Here is an 18106-nt window from a genome sequence, read left to right as displayed (position 1 = left end):
TGTCCGCCACCATGAACTTCACGATCCTCTGACCAACCCCGCACCGGCTCTTCCGATGCGCAGAGCATCCTGGCCCATGGCCAGCGATGAAGGGGCTTTGTACGATCGCACAACAATCAAAGCGCGATTGCAAAATCAATGATCGCGCAGCAGGGAGGATAAATCCATGAAAGCCACTTACCCGAAACTCGCCGGCTGCTCGCTGCTAGCCCTGGCGACGGTGCTTCCCGCCGGTCAATCCCTGGCGCAGGAGAATGCGCCGGCGGACGATGCGCTGGTTGAAATCGTCGTGACCGCCCAGCGCCGGCAGGAACGCATGCAGGAGATTCCGGTGGCGATCTCCGCCTTCGGTGCAGCACAACTGGAGCAGATGGGCGTGGCGTCGATCGAGAATATCGCGCCGCGCATCCCCAGCGTCTATTTCGGCAGCTTCGGCGCCCTGCGGCCCCAGCTCTATATCCGCGGCATCGGCACCCGCTCTTTCGACCCGGGGTCCGAAAGCTCGGTCGGCGTCTTCGCGGACGAGGTCTATCTGGGGCGGTCTTCGGGTTCGTTCGGGGCCATGAAGGATGTGGAGCGTGCCGAAGTGCTGCGCGGCCCCCAGGGTACGCTTTATGGCCGCAACACGATCGGCGGCGCCATCAATGTCATCACCAAGGCCCCCACCCCGGAATTCACCGGCGATGCGGAGATCGGCGTTTCCAACTTCAACGGGTATGAGTTGTTCGGCGCTGTCGGCGGCCCGGTGACGGAGGATGGCAAGCTGATGTTCCGCGTTGCCGGCTGGCACACGGAACGCGACGGCTATGTCTCCAATCTGGCCACGGGCAACAAGTTCCAGGGCGTTGAAAACAGCGGCGCGCGCGGCCGCCTGACCTTCCAGCCGACAGAGGTGCTGAGCATCGACCTGACGGCCGAATATCTGCATGATGGCGACAAGGCAGCGTTTGCCGGCTTCAACCAGGGCACCGGCCCGTCGGCCACGGGCACGCCGGCCAATCCCCGTACTGTATTCTTTGCCGCCGCCAGCCGCCTGCCCAATCAGGTGCTGCCGGAAAGCCTGCGGCGCGGGCGCTGGTCGGCCGATCCGACGCTGGACCGTGACGCCTATGCCTATATCGGCCGCGTGGAACTGGAGACGGAAACCGCGACCATCACCTCCATCAGCGCGCTGCGCAAGCTGGACGTGGCCGACAGCCGCGACCTGGAAGGTTCCTCGCTCGACATCCTGTTCCAAGACAGCAAGGAGAGCTCCAAGCAGTTCACCCAGGAACTGCGCCTGACCTCCAACCCCGACGGCCCGGCTTCCTTCGGCGGCAAGCTGGACTGGATCGTCGGTGCCTTCTACTACCATGACAGCAGCGACCGCACTGACATGTTCCGCGTGGGCGTGGACAGCGCGGTACGGGCCGCAACCGGCACCCCGGCCTTCGACACCGCCGCTTCCGATTACCGCATCGAAAGCTACGCCCTGTTCGGTCAGGCCACCTGGCATGCGACCGAACAGTTCGAGGTGACGTTGGGCGGCCGCTACAGCAAGGACAAGAAGCGCGCGCGGCAGACCGGTGCCACCACCGACGCCCTGCCCATCATCCCGGCGGCGTTCAACGTCACCAACCGGGCCGAATATTCCTCCTTCGACCCGCGTATCGTCGCCACTTACAAGTTCACACCCGACGTGAATGTCTATGCCAGCTATTCCACCGGATTCAAATCGGGCGGGTTCCAGTATGTGCCGTTCAACGCCGCCTCGGCCAACACCCTGTTCGACCCGGAGGACATCAAGACCTATGAGGTTGGGTTGAAATCGGACTGGCTGGACCGGCGCCTGCGCGTCAACATGGCCGGTTTCTATTACGATTACCGGAACCTGCAGGTCTCGCGCATCATCGATACGCCCAGCGGCCCGCAGACCCTGATCAGCAATGCCGCCACCTCCACCGTCAAGGGCATCGAGGTGGAGATGTTCCTGCGCCCCATCCGCAATGTCGAACTCAGCGCCACCTATGGCTATCTGGATGCGACATACGACAAGTATGTCTTCAATCTGGGGCAGAACCTGGTATTCGACGGCACGGCCCTGGTCCGCGCGCCGAAGAACACCCTGAACCTGGGTGCGGAATGGGCCATCCCGGTGGATGATAACAGGCTGACCCTGCGCGCCGACTATGCCGTGCTGTCCAAGTTCTATCATGAGCCCGGCGAGGGTAACGCCATCTTCGGATCGGGCATCCCGCTGACGCGTGAGGATGGGTATGGCCTGCTGGACCTGCGCGCCACGTATCAGATGGACGCCTTCCGCATCAATCTCTACGCCACCAACGTCACCAACAAGAAGTACCGGCGAACTGTCAATGCGCTCGGCAACACCATCATCGGCTTCGCCGGCCAGCCCGCCATCTATGGCGTGAAACTGGGCTACAGTTTCTGATGACTGATGGCACGAGAGATGCCGCTACGAAAGTCGGCGGCATCTCTCGTGGCCGGCCGTACCAACGATTGGTCTGACCAGATGAATTCGTGAAGTACCCAAAGTGGACATCTCTGGGGACCCTGCGTGATGCCGTCACCGGAGAGTGACAGTTGGGCGACGAACAGACTATGTCCCTTATGAACGACCTTTCCCGCAAAAGGCCCATGGGAAAAGTTCGGCGTGCTGGTGTCGCTATTGTTCCTGCCGGCGACCAGAATGGAACGCAATTGACCGATCCATACCGCAGCCAAAGGACCGGAACGCTGCGATCAGCCGGGCAGACCGAACTCCTGGCGCAAGGTCTTGTCAAACAACCACGCGGGCATAAGGCGGCGCAGCAGGCTGACCTGCTTTGCAACCTTGCCGACGGGATAGCGCAACACTTGGCGCTGTGCCGTGGCGGCCAGCAGCACGGCATCGGCCACCTGTTCCGGTGTGACCGCCGTCAGCAGCGCCTTCTTGAAGAAGCCATGCACCCAGGCACGGGCATCATCGTACGCGGCCATCTTCGTGTCGGGGTCCAGCGCGTTCTGATCGAAATTGCCTTTGATGGTGCCGGGCTCAATCAAGGAGACGCGGACATTGAAGGCGCGAGCTTCGTGATCCAGCGATTCTGAATAGCCTTCAAGCGCGAATTTGCTGGCGGCATAATGGGCCGAATAGGGGGCCGGCACGATACCGAGCGCGCTGCTCAGGTTGATGATGCGGCCGTGCCCTTGCGCCCGCATCGACGGCATCACGGCGTTGATGACCCGGATGACGCCGAACAGATTGACGTCGAACAGGCGCTGAACCTGTGCGACCGAGGATTCCTCGGCCCCGCCGAACAGGCCCAGGCCGGCATTATTGACGAGAACGTCGATGCGCCCGGTGCGGGCGAGGACCTCTGAAACGAGGGCAGCCACGGAGGCATCCTCCGTCACGTCGCAGGCCAGCATCGTGACCTGCCCCGGACTGCTGCCGCCCGGCTTGCGGCTGGTGCCGAAGACAGTGAAGCCCGCCCGCGCCAGAGCCTCGGCGGTGGCCCGCCCGATACCGGAGGAGGCACCTGTGACGAGCGCCGTTTTGGGGGAATTTGCGTGCATGGCTGTCGCTCCGGTTTGCTGAGCATGAAGTGGAGTAAGCGCGTCGCCATCGTCAGCGCAGGGTGACGATGACCTTGCCCTTTGATCGTCCCGTTTCGATGTAAGCCAAGGCTTCATTGGTCGCTTCGAACGGGAAGACCTGATCCATGACCGGGCGGATGATCCCGGCTTCGATCAGCGATGTGATCTGCTGCAGCTGCCCACCATCGGCCCGCATGAACAGGAAGGAATAGTCGACCCCTCGGGCCTTGGCCTTGCGTCGGATGCTGAAGCTCAGCAGACGCATAAGCTGACGCAGCAGCCAGTTCAGCCTCTGTCGCCGGGCGAATTCCGGGTCAGGCGGACCGGAGATGGAAATCAGTTTTCCACCCGGCTTCAACACGTCCAGGGACTTTTCCAGCGTGTCGCCTTCCAGGCTGTTCAAGACGACATCATAGCCGGACAGGATCTTCGTGAAATCCTGCTTCTTGTAGTCGATCACGACATCAGCGCCCAGGCTGGTGACGAGTTTGACATTGGCCGTGCTCGTCGTCGTGGCGACCGTTGCGCCCAGATGCTTGGCCAGTTGAATGGCAAACGTGCCAACGCCCCCCGAACCGGCATGGATGAGGATCTTCTGCCCCTTCCGCAGGCCAGCCCGCTCGACCAATGCCTGCCAGGCCGTCAGCCCCACCAGGGGAATGGCGGCGGCTTCGGCCATGCTCAGGTTCTGCGGCTTCAAGGCAAGATCGGCCTCTTGAATGGCGATCGCTTCCGCCAGGGTCCCGACCCGGCCGTCACGCGGGCGGGCATAGACCGCATCCCCCACCTTGAACCCGCGGACTTTGGACCCGACACGGGTGACGACCCCTGCCATGTCGTGTCCCAGGATGAATGGCGGCCGATAGGGCAGCAGAGGCTTGAAGACCCCATCGCGGATTTTCGCATCCAGCGGGTTGAGCCCGGCCGCATGGATCTGGACCAGGACATCCTTATCCGTCAGCACGGGGTCCGGCATCTCGCCCAGGCGAAGGGTGCGTCCCTTCTTGTACTTATCGACGATGAAGGCCTTCATGATGATCTGCTCTCCAGATTATTGTCAGCGACCGACAGGGCCATGGCAGCCATCAGGCCGAACAATGTTGGCGCGCCGGGTCACACGGCCGTCCGATAGCGCGCGGCGGCGTGTTCCTGGCCCACGTTCGGAAGAATGGCCTGACGGGCGGCCTGAAGGGCATTCCACTGTTCCACATCGGGCAGGGGCGGGATCGTGACGGCCTCGCGACGGTCGAAGCCGACCAGCGCGGCATCAACCAGTTCATCGACCTCCATAACGCCGCTCATCGTGCTGACATCGGCACCGGCGTGCCCCCAGATTTCGGTGCGCGTGGCGGCGGGCAGAACGGCCTGGACATAGACGCCCTTCGGTCCCAGTTCCAGATGGAGCCCCTGTGACAGGAACTGCACGAACGCCTTGGTCGCACCATAGACCGTCATGGCGAATTCAGGGGCCAGCCCGACCACGGAACCGATATTGATGATGGCCCCGTCGCCCGCCGCCGCGAAACGCGGTGCGACGGCACTGGCCAGCCGCAGCGGGGCCGTGGTGTTCAGCGCCACCAGCCGCGTCACATCATCCGTGGACTGCTCGATGAAGCTGCCACCCAGGGCGGTGCCGGCATTGTTGATAAGGATGCCGATGCGCGCATCGTCGCGCAGCCGCGCTTCCACCACCGCCAGATCGGCGGCCTGCGTCAGATCGGCCTGGATGATATCGACGGCAACGCCGGTTTCCTGCCGCAACCGATCGGCAAGCGCCTCCATGCGCTTGCGGTCCCGCGCCACCAGCACAAGGGCATGGCCGCGGCGCGCGAAACGGTCGGCATAGGTGGCACCAATGCCGGTGGAAGCGCCGGTAATCAGCACTGAAGGAAGGGCAGCCATGGGATTGCTCTCTGCTCTGTTGATGCCTATAATCATGACGATCATCATGATTGCTTAAATATGATGGTCATCATGATTATGTCAATATGGCTCGTGGAGAAATTTGCAATGAATGTCAGCCGAGAGCAGATGGCGGAAAACCGCCGTCGGATTCTGGACGTTGCCAGCAGGCTGTTCCGCGAGAAGGGGTTCGATGCTGTCAGCGTGTCGGAGGTAATGAAGGCCGCCGGCCTTACGCATGGCGGCTTCTATGGTCATTTCAGTTCGAAGGACGATCTGGTCGCGAAGACCCTGTCGCATGTCCTTGGGGCGAACGCAGGTGAAGGCGGTGACTTTCGGCATTATGTCGATGCCTATCTGTCACCCCGTCACCGCGACAACCCTGCTGGTGGGTGCCCGACAGCGGGACTGGCCGCCTCCGTCCGCCACCAGACGCCCATGGCGCGTGCGGCCATGACGGAAGGCCTTCGCTCGCAGCTCGCCCGTATCCAGCAGGCTCTGCCGGCTCTGGACCCGGCCGACAGCCGGTGCGCGGCCATTGGAAGCTGGGCCGCAATGGTAGGGGCTGTCATCCTGGCCCGCGCGATTGATGATCCCACGCTTTCTGACGAAATCCTGGACCAGACACGAGCGTGGATTGATGCCGGGATCGACCAAGTGCCGATCTCCTGATCGCGATATGTCTACAGGGCTGGTCTGGAGGTCACCGCACAACGGGTCGTGATGCTGGCCCTTTCCGGCCGGGTACCCTGAAACCTGCAGGCGGGGACTGGGCGACCAACGCTGCAGCAACGACAATCAGCGCCACTCTATGGCGATCCGCCGGAAACCACCGGCTGACCGCTTAACATGTCCGCTGCGCATTGAGGCGGCAGTGCTCCCCTTCGACAGGCTGATATCCGGGGAAAGACCATGATGATCGCGTTGGCGGCTGCCGGTCCCTGCTTCAGTCGCCACCAAGGTTATTGTATTCTATACGTACATAATGCTATCTTGTTTTCAGAACATCGCGACCCGGCAAGGGGAGCGGCCGACAGGTAGGCACAAACACAAATATGGGGATTCTGACATGAGGATGATGAAGGCCAGCATGGCGCTGGGGTTGGCGCTGACGGGTCCGGTACTGTATTTTAACAATTCAAATGCCCAGGAAAAGGTGGATAGCAGCGGCACGCTGCTGGAAGAGATCATCGTCACGGCCGACCGCAAGAACAGCTTCGGCGCCGATTACGTCCAGGCCGGCACCTTTCGCGGCGCCCGGATGATGGACACGCCGCTGACCGTCAACATCATGCCGCGCGACCTGCTGGACGCGCAGCAGGTGACCAGCATGGGCGACGCCGTGCGCAACACGGCCGGTGTCACCTTTTCTCAGGTCAGCCCGGCCGTTTATTCCAACCTGGCCATCCGCGGCATTCCCGTGGAGAACCGCAGCAATTACCGCATGAACGGGTCGCTGCCGATCGTGAACCTGATCGACCTGCCCATGGAGGACAAGGAGCGGATGGAGGTGCTGAAAGGTGTCGCCTCGCTCTATTACGGTTTCACCACCCCGGCCGGTATCGTGAACCTGACCATGAAGCGCCCGACGATGGACACGCTGAACGAGGTCACGCTCAGCGGTAATCAGTTCGGCGGTGTGGGTGTACATGCCGACATGTCGCGGCGCTTCGGAGAGGAAGAACAGTTCGGCTTGCGTGTAAATGCGGTCCAGGGCTGGCTGGAAACTGGCGTGGATGCCGTGGATGGTCACCGGACGGTGGGGGCCGTCGCCTTCGACTGGGACCCGGTGGAAACCGTGAAGATCCGCCTGGACGCCGAATATATCGACAAGAAGATCACGGAGACGGCGACCATCACCCTGCCCGCCGCCGTGAACGGCGTCACGGTGCTGCCCCCCATGTGGGACCCGAAAAAGAACCTGTCATCGGAATGGATGTATTCCGACGCCACAGAGTTGAACCTGATGGCCCATGTCGAATGGCGCTTTGCCGACAATTGGTCGATCACGGGCCAGGCAGGGCGGTCCGACCTGTCGCGCGACCGGCGCTACAACACGTTTCGCAATTACAATCTGACGACCGGCGCGGGCACGTTGCAGGTGCTGTTGTCCAACGGCAATGATTATGTGAACGAGAATTATCGCACCGAACTGGCCGGTGCCTTTGAAACCGGGCCACTGACCCATCAATTGTCGGTGGGCGGCACCATCAATACCCGCACGGCGGAGGTGCCCAGCAACCCGACCGTCAATTATGCGCAGAATTACTATAACCCCGTCCGCGTGGCCGAAACGCCGCTGCCGGCGCGGGTGGTGGCCAACCCGTCCAAGATCACGGACCAGGGCGCCTATATCTTCGACCGCATTTCCTATGATGACTGGATCGATGTCCTGGTCGGCGCGCGCTATACCGATTATGAAAACAAGTCGAGGACAGGCACGCCCTACAGCACCACCAAGACCTCCCCCTCCTATGGCGTGGTGTTGAAGCCACAGGACTGGATCAGCCTCTATGCCACCTATATCGAAGGGCTGGAGGAAGGCGGCGTCGCCCCTCTGACCGCCGCCAATGGCGGCGAGGTGCTGCCGCCGGCCATGTCGAAGCAGAAGGAAGCCGGCATCAAGATCGAGCCGCAGAAGGGCCTGATGGTCTCTCTGACCTATTTCGATATCGACCGCGCCTCCTCCTTCCTGAACAGTGCCAACCGTTTCGTGCAGGATGGCCGCACCATCTACAAGGGCTGGGAAGCCAGCGCCACGGGTGAGGTGACGGAACGCCTGTCGGTCTTCGCCACCGCCATGGTTCTGGACGCCGAACAGGAAAAGGCCGCCAGCACCGCCGTGATCGGCAAGCGGCCGGAGAACACGGCCAAATACACCGCCTCGCTGTTTGCGGAGTACAAGCCGGAAGCGGTGGAGGGGCTGGGCGTGTCGGCGGGCCTGTTCTATGTGGGCAATCGCGCCATCAACAACCAGAACACCGCCTTCATCGATGGCTATACGACCTTCAATGCCGGTGTCCGCTACAGCACGGAAATCGCCGAACACCCCGTCACCTTCCGCCTCAACGGGGAGAACCTGACCGACAAGAAATACTGGGCGGCCACGGGCTCCAACCTGTTGAGCGCGTCCCTGCCCATGGTGGTCAAGTTCGCCGTGACCACACGGTTCTGACCCCCCAAGCCAGCATTGTCTGCCGTCCAGGCGTCGTGTTTGCGCGCGCCCGGGCGGCAGACTGCACTATGGTTCATCCACCACGCATGTTATCGGGGGTGCCATGAGGCTGCTGGCATGGGCGCATCGCTGGCTGGGCCTGCCCTTGTCACTGATCCTGCTGCTACAGGCCGTGACGGGCGCCATTGTGCTGTTCAGGCACGAGGCGAATGATCTTCTGCACCATGCGGCCCTGACTGCCGACAACGCCCCACCCTTGGCCGTGCAAACCCTGGTCAGCGACGTCCTGCGTGAACGGACCGATGCCCGGCTGCTGCGCGTGGATTTCCCCTCCACACCGGACGCCACCTATATCCTGCGCCTGGAGCGGGGCGTAAGCGAATGGCGCCTGTCGGTCGATCCCGGTACGGGACAGGTAAAGCGCGAAGCGACTGTCGCCGGCTGGCCCGTGGAATGGATCTTTGATCTGCATTACACAATGCTGCTGGGCAAGGATGGGCAGACCATCGCGGGGCTCAGCGGTCTGGGCCTGCTGATCCTGTCCATCACGGGACCTGTCCTCTGGTGGCGGGGGCGGCCGCGCGGGCGGGGTCTGCTTTCCGTTGCCAGCGGGGGTGGGCGGTCACGTCTGCTGCGTGACCTGCACCGTCTGACCGGCATCCTGGCGGCCCTGCCCCTGGTCATCCTGTCCTTTACCGGCGTGATGGTGGCCCTGAAGATCTGGACCTCTCTGCTGGTCGGCCTGATCGCGCCGGTCTCGGGCAAGCCCGCCCCTGTGGTCGCCGCGCGGGCGGATCAGCCCCTCTTGCCACTGGACCAGATCATCGCAGCGGCCACGGCCGACCGGCCCGGCGCCCCTGTCCGCAATATCCGCTTTCCCGGCGGCAGCGGTCAGGTCGTGCTGGTCTTTCTGGAGGATGAGGCAGCCAGCCGGCCAGACGCCACCTGGCAGGTCTGGGTCAATGGCTATGACGGTGCCATCCTGGCCCGCTACAGTGAAGCGACGATACCAGCAGGCAGCCGCTTCATGGAATGGATGCTGCCCATCCATACCGGTGCGGCGGGCGGTCTGGCTCTGCGCCTGCTCTGGCTTGTCTCGGCCGCCGGTCTGGCCGGGTTGCTGGTTACCGGGGCCTGGGGCTGGACGGCGCGGCGGGGCGGATCGGTACGGGCGATGCGCGTCGTCGCCGTCGAATACCTGTCGGCCAATGTCGTTGGTATCAATCTGCGCCGGGCCTCCGGTCTGCCCGTCCGCGCGCAACCAGGGGCGCATATTGACCTGCACCTGCCGGGCGGCCTGATCCGGCAATACAGCCTGACCAACCCGCCCGATGATCGGGCCGCCTATCGTATCGCCGTGCAGTTGGAACCGGAGGGAAGAGGCGGCTCACGGGCGGTCCACGGGTTGCGCGTGGGAGACCGGGTGCGGGTGGGCGTCCCGCGCAACAGTTTCCCGCTGGACCGCAGCGCCCCCCATCATCTGCTGCTGGCCGCCGGCATCGGCATCACGCCGATCATCGCCATGGCCGATGCCTTGGCCCAGGCGGGCGGGTCGTTCGCCCTGCATTACGCCGCGCGCGAGGGGGCTGGCGTGCTATTCCGCGACCGGCTATCCCGGCTGGGCGACCGGGTGCATCTTTATCCGGCCGATACTGTGCCCCGCCATCGCCTGGATATCTGCGCCGTGATGGCATCCACCCCGCCCGGCACCCATGTGCAGGCCTGCGGCCCGGCCCGTTTCCTGGCGGATGTCCGGCAGGTCGCCCATGATCTGGGCTGGGATGGTTCACGAGTCCATCTGGAAGGTTTCACCCCCACCGGTCCGGGGGCCGGTGCACAGCCCTTCACCGTGCGATTGCCCGATGGGCGCACCATCTCCGTCCCGGCGGATCAGACCTTGGCCCAGGCCCTGACGGCGGCAGGGCTGGCTGTCCCCGTTTCCTGTGGTCAGGGCCTGTGCGGCACCTGCACCTTGCCCCTGCGGTCGGGTCACGCCTTGCACCGTGACCATTGCCTGTCATCGCAGGAACGCGAAACTCTGATCACCCCCTGCTGTTCCCGCGGCACAGGCGAAATCGCGGTGGGATGAAAAAGGGGGCCGAAGTCCCCTCAATCCAAATCATAGCGCGTATAGGAATGCGGGCCATAGGGTCGCGGCGCCACCCACATTCGCCGTGCCGTAACATCCATCAGGATGGTGGCCACGGTGGAGGATGTGCGTCCGCCCGGACCTGAGACGACGGAGCGGCAGACGGCACGCGGCGCACCCCAGCGGTCCTGGAACGCTTCCTTCAGCGTCTCCAGCGTGATCGACCCGGCAGTGGCGCGCAGATGCGCCTCTACCCGGCGATCACGGTAGAGGCTGTCAGCATTCACCAGCAGGCTGCGGTCCTGCAATTTGGCCCGCGCCGGCACGCTGACGAAATGGTTCGCATGGACCAGCAGCCCACCCTCCGGCGCGATCCAGAATGCCTCATCCGGCGTGGTTTCCAGATCGATGGCGTCGCCATCCGCATGACTGACCATCAGATTGTTGGAAAAGGCGCGCGGGCTTTGCAGCACGGTCAGCAGCGCATCGGACAGATGCGTCTGCGACAGCACGGCCCGGCGGATCAGGGGGATGGGCACGCCGTCACGGCTGCCATCCTTCTCGCATTCCAGGAAATTACCGGTGATGGCCACACCGGCACTGTTCAACCCGGCCCGCGCCATCATGCCGGCTTCCACAAAGGTCAGGATGCGCGGCCCCTTCTTTTCCGGGATGATGCGCAAAACCACGCCGCAATCGGCACATTCGTCGCGCCAGTCCCAGTTCTGCCCATGCAGAAGATGCCCGTCCGCCGTCACCGATGGCAGGGCGATGGCCCCGGTGCAGCCATCGGGCTCGGATTTCGCCACCGCTGCCTTCGACAGACCATAAAGCAGTTCGGTGCGGGCATTGATGGCGACAATGTCCTCCACCGGCTCGCCCACCCCCTCGGCAATGCCGCGCATCTCGGTCAATTGATTGGGATGGGTTTTCTCCAGCCGTTCCTGGATGCGCCGCGCCACGTTTCGGGCCTTTTCCCATTCCACGCCCTTGGCGTCGATGGCGGCGCGATAAATGGCAAGACAGACCGCGATCCGCTCTCCCGCCTGCTTCCCATATTGGCGGCCGCGATCCATCGCAGGGCCTTCCAACGTGATCAGGGGAAAGGGGACGGTTTCTGCCTGTGGTGGCAAGGGTTCCATGGCGCATGCCCGACGGAGATGAAAGGGATCGAATTGTATTATGATGAAACACAGTGCAGGTCAATCGGCCAATATCGATCAAATTGGATTTTATCATGACAAGATACTAGACTGACGCAGAACGAGCACCGGAAGCCCCCTGAATGACCAGCGCCCCCGACCATAATGATCACGATGAACAGGAAACCGGCGGCCCATCAAAGCTGCAGGCCGATCTGGCCGGGCAGATTGTCGATCATATCCGCCGTCAGCGCCTGCCTGTCGGCCATCATTTCACCGAACTGGGCCTGGTGGAGGAGTTCAAGGTTTCCCGCACCCCGGTGCGTGCGGCCCTGCGGCATCTGGCCGATCTGGGTATCCTGGAAACACAGCCGCGCCGTGGCTTTTTCCTGAAGGTTCCGTCCGACACCATCGAATGGCAGGGCGGTGGCGGCCGCGCTGATGAGTTGGAGGATCTGTATCTGGCCATCGCCGCCGACCGCATGAAGGGCCATGTGGATGGCGAGGTATCGGAGGCCGATCTGATGCGCCGGTACGGCGTGCCGCGCGGCACCCTGATCCGGGCGCTGAACCGCATGGCGCAGGACGGGATCGTCGAACGCAAGATGGGCCATGGCTGGCAGTTCATGCCCACGCTGAACAGCGAAGAGGCCCATGACGAAAGCTACCGTTTCCGCTTGCTGGTGGAACCGGCAGGCATGCTGGAGCCCAGCTTTACCCTGGATCGCGCCTGGGCGCGGCAGGTGCGTGAGGCCCATGAAAAAGTGATGTCGGGAGAGGTCAAACCCACGGCGATGGAGTTTTTCGACATCAACGCCGAATTCCATGATTTCGTTGCTGCCTGTTCCGGCAACCGTTTCATCCACCAGTCGGTGCAGAACCAGAACCGCCTGCGTCGCCTGCTCTCCTATAACTGGTCCTATGGAGAGGTTCGGATGGTGGAAAGCTGCCGCGAACATCTGGAAATCCTGCACGCCCTGGAACGCGGGGATCAGGAGTGGGCCGCCGCCCTCATGCGCCGCCACCTCACCGTGTCGTCGAAGGAACAGCCTGAGTTTGGGTGACCCACCTAAAATCAATATTGCATTTCATAAATACATAGTACAAAATACCTCCAACGGACAACATGGGGGTACAGGGCATGCTGCGCGGCCGGACAAGGGGGGCATGGGCATTGGCGGCGCTGGTGGGCATGGCCCCAGCGGCGGTGGCATCCGCCACCCTGACGGTCGCGCTGAATGCCGATATCCGCTCCACCGAACCGGGCGTGAACCGCGACACCAACAGTGACATGGTCCTGGCCCAGGTGGTCGAAGGACTGGTGGCCTCGCGCGCCGACCTGTCGGTGGCGCCCATGCTGGCCGACCGGGTGGCGGTCGCGGATGACGGCCGCACCTATATCTTCCACCTGCGCGACGGCGTGCGCTTCCATGATGGAAGGGTGTTGACGGCGGCCGATGTGCGCTGGTCCTGGGACCATTGGATGGACCCGGCCCGCAACTGGACCTGCCGCAGCTTTTATGATGGCACGGGACGGGGGGTGAAGGTCCTGTCCGTGGACACGCCCGATGAACTGACGGTACGCTTTACCCTGGACCGTCCCTCGGCTGTCTTCCTGTCACAGATGGCCAGCACGCAATGCCCGCTCGCCATCCTCTCCCCATCCAGCGTCGGGGCCAATGGTCACTGGATCGCTCCCATCGGCACCGGCCCGTTCCGGCTGGGTGAATGGCGGCGCGGCCAATATGTCATGCTGGACCGGTTCGATGGCTACAGCATGCGCGGCGATGAACCCAGCGGTCTGGCCGGTGCCAAACGGGCCCTGGTTACCCGTGTGAAATTCCTGATCGTGCCCGATGTCACCACCGCACAGACGGCCTTGCTGTCGGGTGGGGTGGATATCCTCCCCGCCCTGCCGGCATCCGCCGGAGAGGATCTGAAGCGCTTCGATGGCGTACGGGTGCATGAACAGGAATTGTTGAGCTGGACCGTCCTGCTGCTGCAAGGCGATGATCCCGTCCTGTCGGACGTCCGCATCCGCCGCGCCATTGCCCATGCCATTGACCGCGACGGCATCGCCATGGTGGCGACCAACGGTCTGGTGAAGCCCAACCCGTCTGCCGTCCCGCGCGTGGCGCCCCAGCATGGGCCCATCCATGACGAATGGCCGGAATACGACCCGGCCAAGGCCCGCGCCCTGCTGCTCGAGGCGGGCTATGCCGGGCAGCGCATCGTGGTGCAGACCAACCGGCGCTTTCCCAACATGTTCGACAATGCCGTGCTGATCCATGCCTATCTGCGCGATGCCGGCTTCAATGCCGATCTGGCCGTGCTGGATTGGGCCAGCCAGCTGTCGAACTATCAGAAGGGGCGCTATCAGCTCTCCTCCTTTTCCTACTCCGCCCGCTTCGATCCGGCCCTGACCTATGACGCGCTGATCGGCGACCGGACCAGACGGGCCACAGCGCAGTGGAACAGCGCCGCGGCCGCCGCGCTGCTGGACCAGGCCAATCGCAGCGCCGATGCGACGGATCGTCAAGCAGCCTTCGATGCCCTGCACCGGCAGATGGCAACCGATGTGCCGATCATCGGGCTTTACAATGGCGTCGCCGTTGCGGCCACGCGGGCGACGGTGACCGGCTTCCGCAATTGGGCCGCCAACCTGCCCGTCCTCTGGGGCGTCTCGAAGGAGGGGGAGTAACCGCCATGGCCGCCTATCTTTTGCGCCGCTGCCTGATGACACTGCCGACATTGCTGATCGTGGCCTTGATCGTTTTCCTGCTGATGCGGCTGGTCCCCGGCGACCCCGTCTCGGTGATGGTGGGGGACATGGCTGATCCGGCCACCATCGCCGCCATCACAAGCAATCTGGGCCTGGATCAGCCCTTGCCGGTGCAGTTCCTGCGCTGGCTGGGCACTATTCTGACCGGCGATTTCGGCACCTCCATCGCCACGGGAGAGGCGGTGCTGCCCGCCATGCTGCACCGGCTGGGCGTGACGGCGCAGATCGTGCTGATCTCCATGGCGCTGGCCATGCTGATCGCGGTTCCCGCCGGCATGCTGGCCGCGTGGCGGCAGAACAAGGCCACCGACATGATGGTCACCGGCCTGCTGGTGCTGTTCATCTCGGTGCCCAGCTTCTGGGTCGGCCTGCTGCTGATCCTGCTGTTCGGGGTGCAACTCGGCTGGCTGCCGACGGTCGGCTATGTCGCCATCAGCGATGATCCGGTACAGGGGCTGCTCTACCTGATCCTGCCCTGCGCCTCGCTGGTGCTGGTGGAAATGGGCGTCGTGGCGCGGATGATGCGGTCGGGCATGATCGATGTGCTGCGCCTGGATTACATCACCCATGCCCGCGCCAAGGGTCTGGCCGAAGGGCCGGTGCTCTGGCGCCATGCTTTCCCCAATGCCTTCGCCCCCACCCTGACCTTCATCGGCCTGCTGCTGGGCTCGCTGCTGGGCGGGGCGGTGGTGATTGAGACGGTCTTCACCCTGCCCGGCCTGGGCCGCTTCCTGGTCGATGCGATTGAAGCGCGGGATTACCCGGTGATCCAGGGATGCCTGCTGCTGGTGGCGCTGATCCGCATCCTGGTCAATCTGGCCGTCGATCTGGCCTATCCGCTGCTGGACCCGCGGGTGCAGCTATGAGGAATTCCGCCATGACCCGGTTCCTGTCGCGGCCCAATGCTGCCCTCGGGCTGATCTTCTTCTCCTGCATGCTGCTGGCCGCCGCCTGGGGCCTGCTGGCCACACCCTATGACCCGCTGCGCCCCGATGTCTGGGCGCGGCTTCAGGGCCCATCGGCACAACATTGGCTGGGCACGGACGGGTTCGGGCGCGATGTATTCAGCCGACTGCTGGTCGCCGCCTGGGTCAGCGCCGGGGTCAGCATGGCCACCGTCGCCCTGGCCATCACGCTGGGCACCGGCGTCGGCGCCATCGCGGGCTATCTGGGCGGGCGGGTTGATGATGCGGTGACAGTGCTGATGGATGCGCTGATGTCCTTTCCGGCCATCCTGCTGGCGCTGGGCATCCTGGCCGCCATCGGCCCGTCGCCCGGTGGCGTGGTGCTGGCCCTGGGTCTGGCCTATACGCCGTCGGTGGTGCGGGTGGTGCGCGGGTCGGTGCTGTCGCTGAAGCAGCGGGAATTCATCGACGCCGCCCGCGTGCTGGGCCATGGCCCGCTGCGCACCCTGCTGACCCACGTCATCCCCAATTGCCTGACGCCGCTGACGGTGCTGGCGACCGCCATGTTCGGCAATGCGCTTTTGTCGGAAAGCGCGCTCAGCTTCCTGGGCGCCGGTGTGCCGCCGCCCGCCCCCACCTGGGGCGGCATGCTGGCCGAGGGGCGGCAACATGTGCAGGCGGCCCCGTGGCTCTGCATTTTTCCGGGTCTGGCCATTTCCATGGCGCTGCTAGGCATCAACCTGCTGGGCGACGCACTGCGCGATCTGCTCGACCCCCGCATGAACAAGCTGTGAGGGGACGCGCCATGACCACATCGCTTCTGTCGATCCAGGATCTGCGTGTCGGCTTCACCGGTTCCGACCGTCTGGCCGTCAACGGCATCGACCTGACCATCAACCCCGGCGAACGGCTGGGCGTGGTCGGGGAAAGCGGGTCGGGCAAAACCCTGCTGGCCCGCGCCATCCTGGGCCTGCTGCCGCCGGGCGCGCAGTTGCGGGCCGGGCACATCCTGTTCGATGGACAGGACCTGACCGCCCTGTCCTCCGCCGCCCTGCGCCATGTTAGGGGCCGGCGCATCGGCATGGTGTTTCAGGAACCGATGGTTTCCTTGAATCCGGCGCTGACCATCGGGCGGCAATTGGGCGAAGGGCTGATCCTGCATGAAGGCCTGTCGGCGGCGGAGGTTCGCCGCCGGTCGCTGGACATGCTGGACGCCTTCCACATGGTCGATGCCGCCAACTGCCTGGACAAATACCCGCATGAATTTTCCGGCGGCATGCGGCAGCGGATCATGATCGCATCCGCCCTGCTGCTGCGCCCCGCCCTGCTGGTCGCCGATGAACCGACGACGGCGCTGGACGTGATCGTGCAGAAACAGGTGCTGGACCTGACGCTCTCCGCCTGCCGTGATCTGGGTACCGCCCTGTTGCTGATCACCCATGATCTGGGGGTGGTGGCGGATTGCTGTGAACGGGTGCTGGTCATGCGCCAGGGCGATCCGGTGACGCAGGGGCCGGTGGCCGATGTTCTGCTGCGCCCCAGCGATCCCTACACGCGCCAGTTGCTGCACAGCCTTCCCCGCCGGCAGGGGGCGGAACCCGCACCGCCGGCTGCGGCGCCGCCGCTTCTGTCCATCAATGACCTGCGCGTTGCCTATCCCGCCCGCCGACACGGCCTGTTCCGCCGGCCCCCGGCCCGACCCGTGCTGCACGGGGTGGACCTGTCCCTGGCGCGCGGCGAAACCCTGGCCCTGGTGGGGGAAAGCGGGTCGGGCAAGACCACGCTGGGCCGCGCCCTGCTGGGTCTGGCGCCGGTGGCTGGCGGGCGCGTCACCCTGGACGGTCGCGACATCGCCACCCTGTCGCCGCCCGAACGCCGGTCCCTGGCCAAACGGGTGCAGATGGTGTTTCAGGACCCGTTCTCCTCCCTCGACCCGCGCTGGCGCATCGCCCGCATCGTGGGGGAGGGGCTGACCGGCGTCACGGCGGCGGAACGTGCTACCCGTGTGGCCGCCGCCCTGTCCGATGTCGGGTTGGGGGATGGTTTCGCCGACCGGTTCCCGCACGAATTGTCGGGCGGGCAGCGTCAGCGTGTGGCCATCGCGCGGGCCATCATCATGAAGCCCGACCTGATCGTGGCCGATGAACCGGTCTCCGCTCTGGACGTGACGGTGCAAGCCCAGGTCCTTTCCCTGCTGAAGGATTTGCAGCGCCGGCATGGTTTCTCCTACCTGTTCATCTCCCACCATCTGGGGGTGGTGGAACAGGTGGCCGACCGGGTCATGGTGCTGTATCGCGGGCATGTGGTGGAGGAAGGGGCACGTGACGACCTGTTCGACCACCCGACCCATCCCTATACCCGCCGCCTGTTGGCGGCCGTGCCGGAAATCCTGCCCGATGGCGATGGGTTCCGCGCCGGCCATCGCCCGCTTCCCGACCCCGTTCCCCTGCCCGGCCTGACGCCGGTGGAACAGGGTGGCGTCCTGATCCTTCTGCAAGGCGGGCACCGCGTCCGCTGCGCCGCCCCCTGATC

General features: G+C 64.2%; 13 protein-coding genes. 9 read left to right on the top strand and 4 right to left on the bottom strand.

Annotation, left to right across the window (positions count from 1 at the left end):
* Positions 1–166 precede the first annotated feature (166 nt).
* Complete coding sequence (locus AC1Q7F_RS23830; RefSeq protein ID WP_492511033.1) at positions 167–2431, top strand: TonB-dependent receptor; 2265 nt, start codon at positions 167–169, stop codon at positions 2429–2431.
* A gap of 311 nt (positions 2432–2742) precedes the next feature.
* Here AC1Q7F_RS23830 and AC1Q7F_RS23825 read toward each other — a convergent pair whose 3' ends face one another.
* The 3 genes from AC1Q7F_RS23825 to AC1Q7F_RS23815 all read right to left on the bottom strand — a co-directional run bounded on the left by AC1Q7F_RS23825 (position 2743) and on the right by AC1Q7F_RS23815 (position 5481).
* Positions 2743–3558 carry an oxidoreductase gene (locus tag AC1Q7F_RS23825; protein ID WP_492511032.1) on the bottom strand — a complete coding sequence of 272 codons (816 nt, stop codon included), beginning with the start codon at positions 3556–3558 and terminating at the stop codon, positions 2743–2745.
* A 52-nt stretch (positions 3559–3610) separates the two neighbouring features.
* Positions 3611–4612, bottom strand: coding sequence for an NADP-dependent oxidoreductase (locus AC1Q7F_RS23820; protein ID WP_492511031.1), 1002 nt, complete (start codon positions 4610–4612; stop codon positions 3611–3613).
* An 80-nt stretch (positions 4613–4692) separates the two neighbouring features.
* On the bottom strand, positions 4693–5481 hold the full coding sequence (locus tag AC1Q7F_RS23815; RefSeq protein ID WP_492511030.1) for an SDR family NAD(P)-dependent oxidoreductase: 789 nt from the start codon (positions 5479–5481) through the stop codon (positions 4693–4695).
* Positions 5482–5541: 60 nt separating this feature from the next.
* On the opposite strand from AC1Q7F_RS23815, the gene AC1Q7F_RS23810 reads away from it, so the two are divergent.
* From AC1Q7F_RS23810 to AC1Q7F_RS23800, 3 genes are all read left to right on the top strand, one after another.
* Positions 5542–6153 carry a TetR/AcrR family transcriptional regulator gene (locus AC1Q7F_RS23810; RefSeq protein ID WP_492511029.1) on the top strand — a complete coding sequence of 204 codons (612 nt, stop codon included), beginning with the start codon at positions 5542–5544 and terminating at the stop codon, positions 6151–6153.
* Positions 6154–6550: 397 nt separating this feature from the next.
* A complete protein-coding gene (locus AC1Q7F_RS23805; protein WP_492511028.1) occupies positions 6551–8656 on the top strand; it encodes a TonB-dependent siderophore receptor in 2106 nt (701 codons plus the stop codon).
* A gap of 103 nt (positions 8657–8759) precedes the next feature.
* On the top strand, positions 8760–10745 hold the full coding sequence (locus AC1Q7F_RS23800) for a PepSY domain-containing protein (RefSeq protein ID WP_492511027.1): 1986 nt from the start codon (positions 8760–8762) through the stop codon (positions 10743–10745).
* A gap of 20 nt (positions 10746–10765) precedes the next feature.
* On the opposite strand, the gene AC1Q7F_RS23795 is transcribed toward AC1Q7F_RS23800, so the two are convergent.
* On the bottom strand, positions 10766–11821 hold the full coding sequence (locus AC1Q7F_RS23795; RefSeq protein ID WP_492511026.1) for a C45 family autoproteolytic acyltransferase/hydrolase: 1056 nt from the start codon (positions 11819–11821) through the stop codon (positions 10766–10768).
* A 209-nt stretch (positions 11822–12030) separates the two neighbouring features.
* Between AC1Q7F_RS23795 and AC1Q7F_RS23790 the strand changes: the two genes are divergently transcribed.
* From AC1Q7F_RS23790 to AC1Q7F_RS23770, 5 genes are all read left to right on the top strand, one after another.
* Positions 12031–12951 (top strand): GntR family transcriptional regulator, encoded by a 921-nt coding sequence (locus AC1Q7F_RS23790; RefSeq protein WP_492511025.1) that lies wholly within the window; start codon positions 12031–12033, stop codon positions 12949–12951.
* A 77-nt stretch (positions 12952–13028) separates the two neighbouring features.
* Positions 13029–14588, top strand: a complete 1560-nt coding sequence (locus AC1Q7F_RS23785) for an ABC transporter substrate-binding protein (protein ID WP_492511024.1) — start codon at positions 13029–13031, stop codon at positions 14586–14588.
* A gap of 5 nt (positions 14589–14593) precedes the next feature.
* A complete protein-coding gene (locus AC1Q7F_RS23780) occupies positions 14594–15535 on the top strand; it encodes an ABC transporter permease (RefSeq protein WP_492511023.1) in 942 nt (313 codons plus the stop codon).
* 11 nt (positions 15536–15546) lie between these two features.
* Complete coding sequence (locus AC1Q7F_RS23775; protein WP_492511022.1) at positions 15547–16368, top strand: ABC transporter permease; 822 nt, start codon at positions 15547–15549, stop codon at positions 16366–16368.
* Between the two features lie 11 nt (positions 16369–16379).
* Positions 16380–18104, top strand: a complete 1725-nt coding sequence (locus tag AC1Q7F_RS23770; RefSeq protein WP_492511021.1) for an ABC transporter ATP-binding protein — start codon at positions 16380–16382, stop codon at positions 18102–18104.
* Positions 18105–18106: the final 2 nt, after the last annotated feature.

Source organism: Niveispirillum sp. GW835-FHT14G11 (assembly GCF_058793615.1).
This window is presented reverse-complemented; position numbering and strand designations above follow the sequence as displayed.

Coding starts and splice junctions, on each gene's coding strand:
- AC1Q7F_RS23795 (WP_492511026.1), bottom strand. CDS start 11,821: ATGGATCGCGGCCGCCAATATGGGAAGCAGGCGGGAGAGCGGATCGCG.
- AC1Q7F_RS23830 (WP_492511033.1), top strand. CDS start 167: ATGAAAGCCACTTACCCGAAACTCGCCGGCTGCTCGCTGCTAGCCCTG.
- AC1Q7F_RS23820 (WP_492511031.1), bottom strand. CDS start 4,612: ATGAAGGCCTTCATCGTCGATAAGTACAAGAAGGGACGCACCCTTCGC.
- AC1Q7F_RS23785 (WP_492511024.1), top strand. CDS start 13,029: ATGCTGCGCGGCCGGACAAGGGGGGCATGGGCATTGGCGGCGCTGGTG.
- AC1Q7F_RS23815 (WP_492511030.1), bottom strand. CDS start 5,481: ATGGCTGCCCTTCCTTCAGTGCTGATTACCGGCGCTTCCACCGGCATT.
- AC1Q7F_RS23825 (WP_492511032.1), bottom strand. CDS start 3,558: ATGCACGCAAATTCCCCCAAAACGGCGCTCGTCACAGGTGCCTCCTCC.
- AC1Q7F_RS23775 (WP_492511022.1), top strand. CDS start 15,547: ATGACCCGGTTCCTGTCGCGGCCCAATGCTGCCCTCGGGCTGATCTTC.
- AC1Q7F_RS23770 (WP_492511021.1), top strand. CDS start 16,380: ATGACCACATCGCTTCTGTCGATCCAGGATCTGCGTGTCGGCTTCACC.
- AC1Q7F_RS23810 (WP_492511029.1), top strand. CDS start 5,542: ATGATGGTCATCATGATTATGTCAATATGGCTCGTGGAGAAATTTGCA.
- AC1Q7F_RS23800 (WP_492511027.1), top strand. CDS start 8,760: ATGAGGCTGCTGGCATGGGCGCATCGCTGGCTGGGCCTGCCCTTGTCA.
- AC1Q7F_RS23780 (WP_492511023.1), top strand. CDS start 14,594: ATGGCCGCCTATCTTTTGCGCCGCTGCCTGATGACACTGCCGACATTG.
- AC1Q7F_RS23805 (WP_492511028.1), top strand. CDS start 6,551: ATGAGGATGATGAAGGCCAGCATGGCGCTGGGGTTGGCGCTGACGGGT.
- AC1Q7F_RS23790 (WP_492511025.1), top strand. CDS start 12,031: ATGACCAGCGCCCCCGACCATAATGATCACGATGAACAGGAAACCGGC.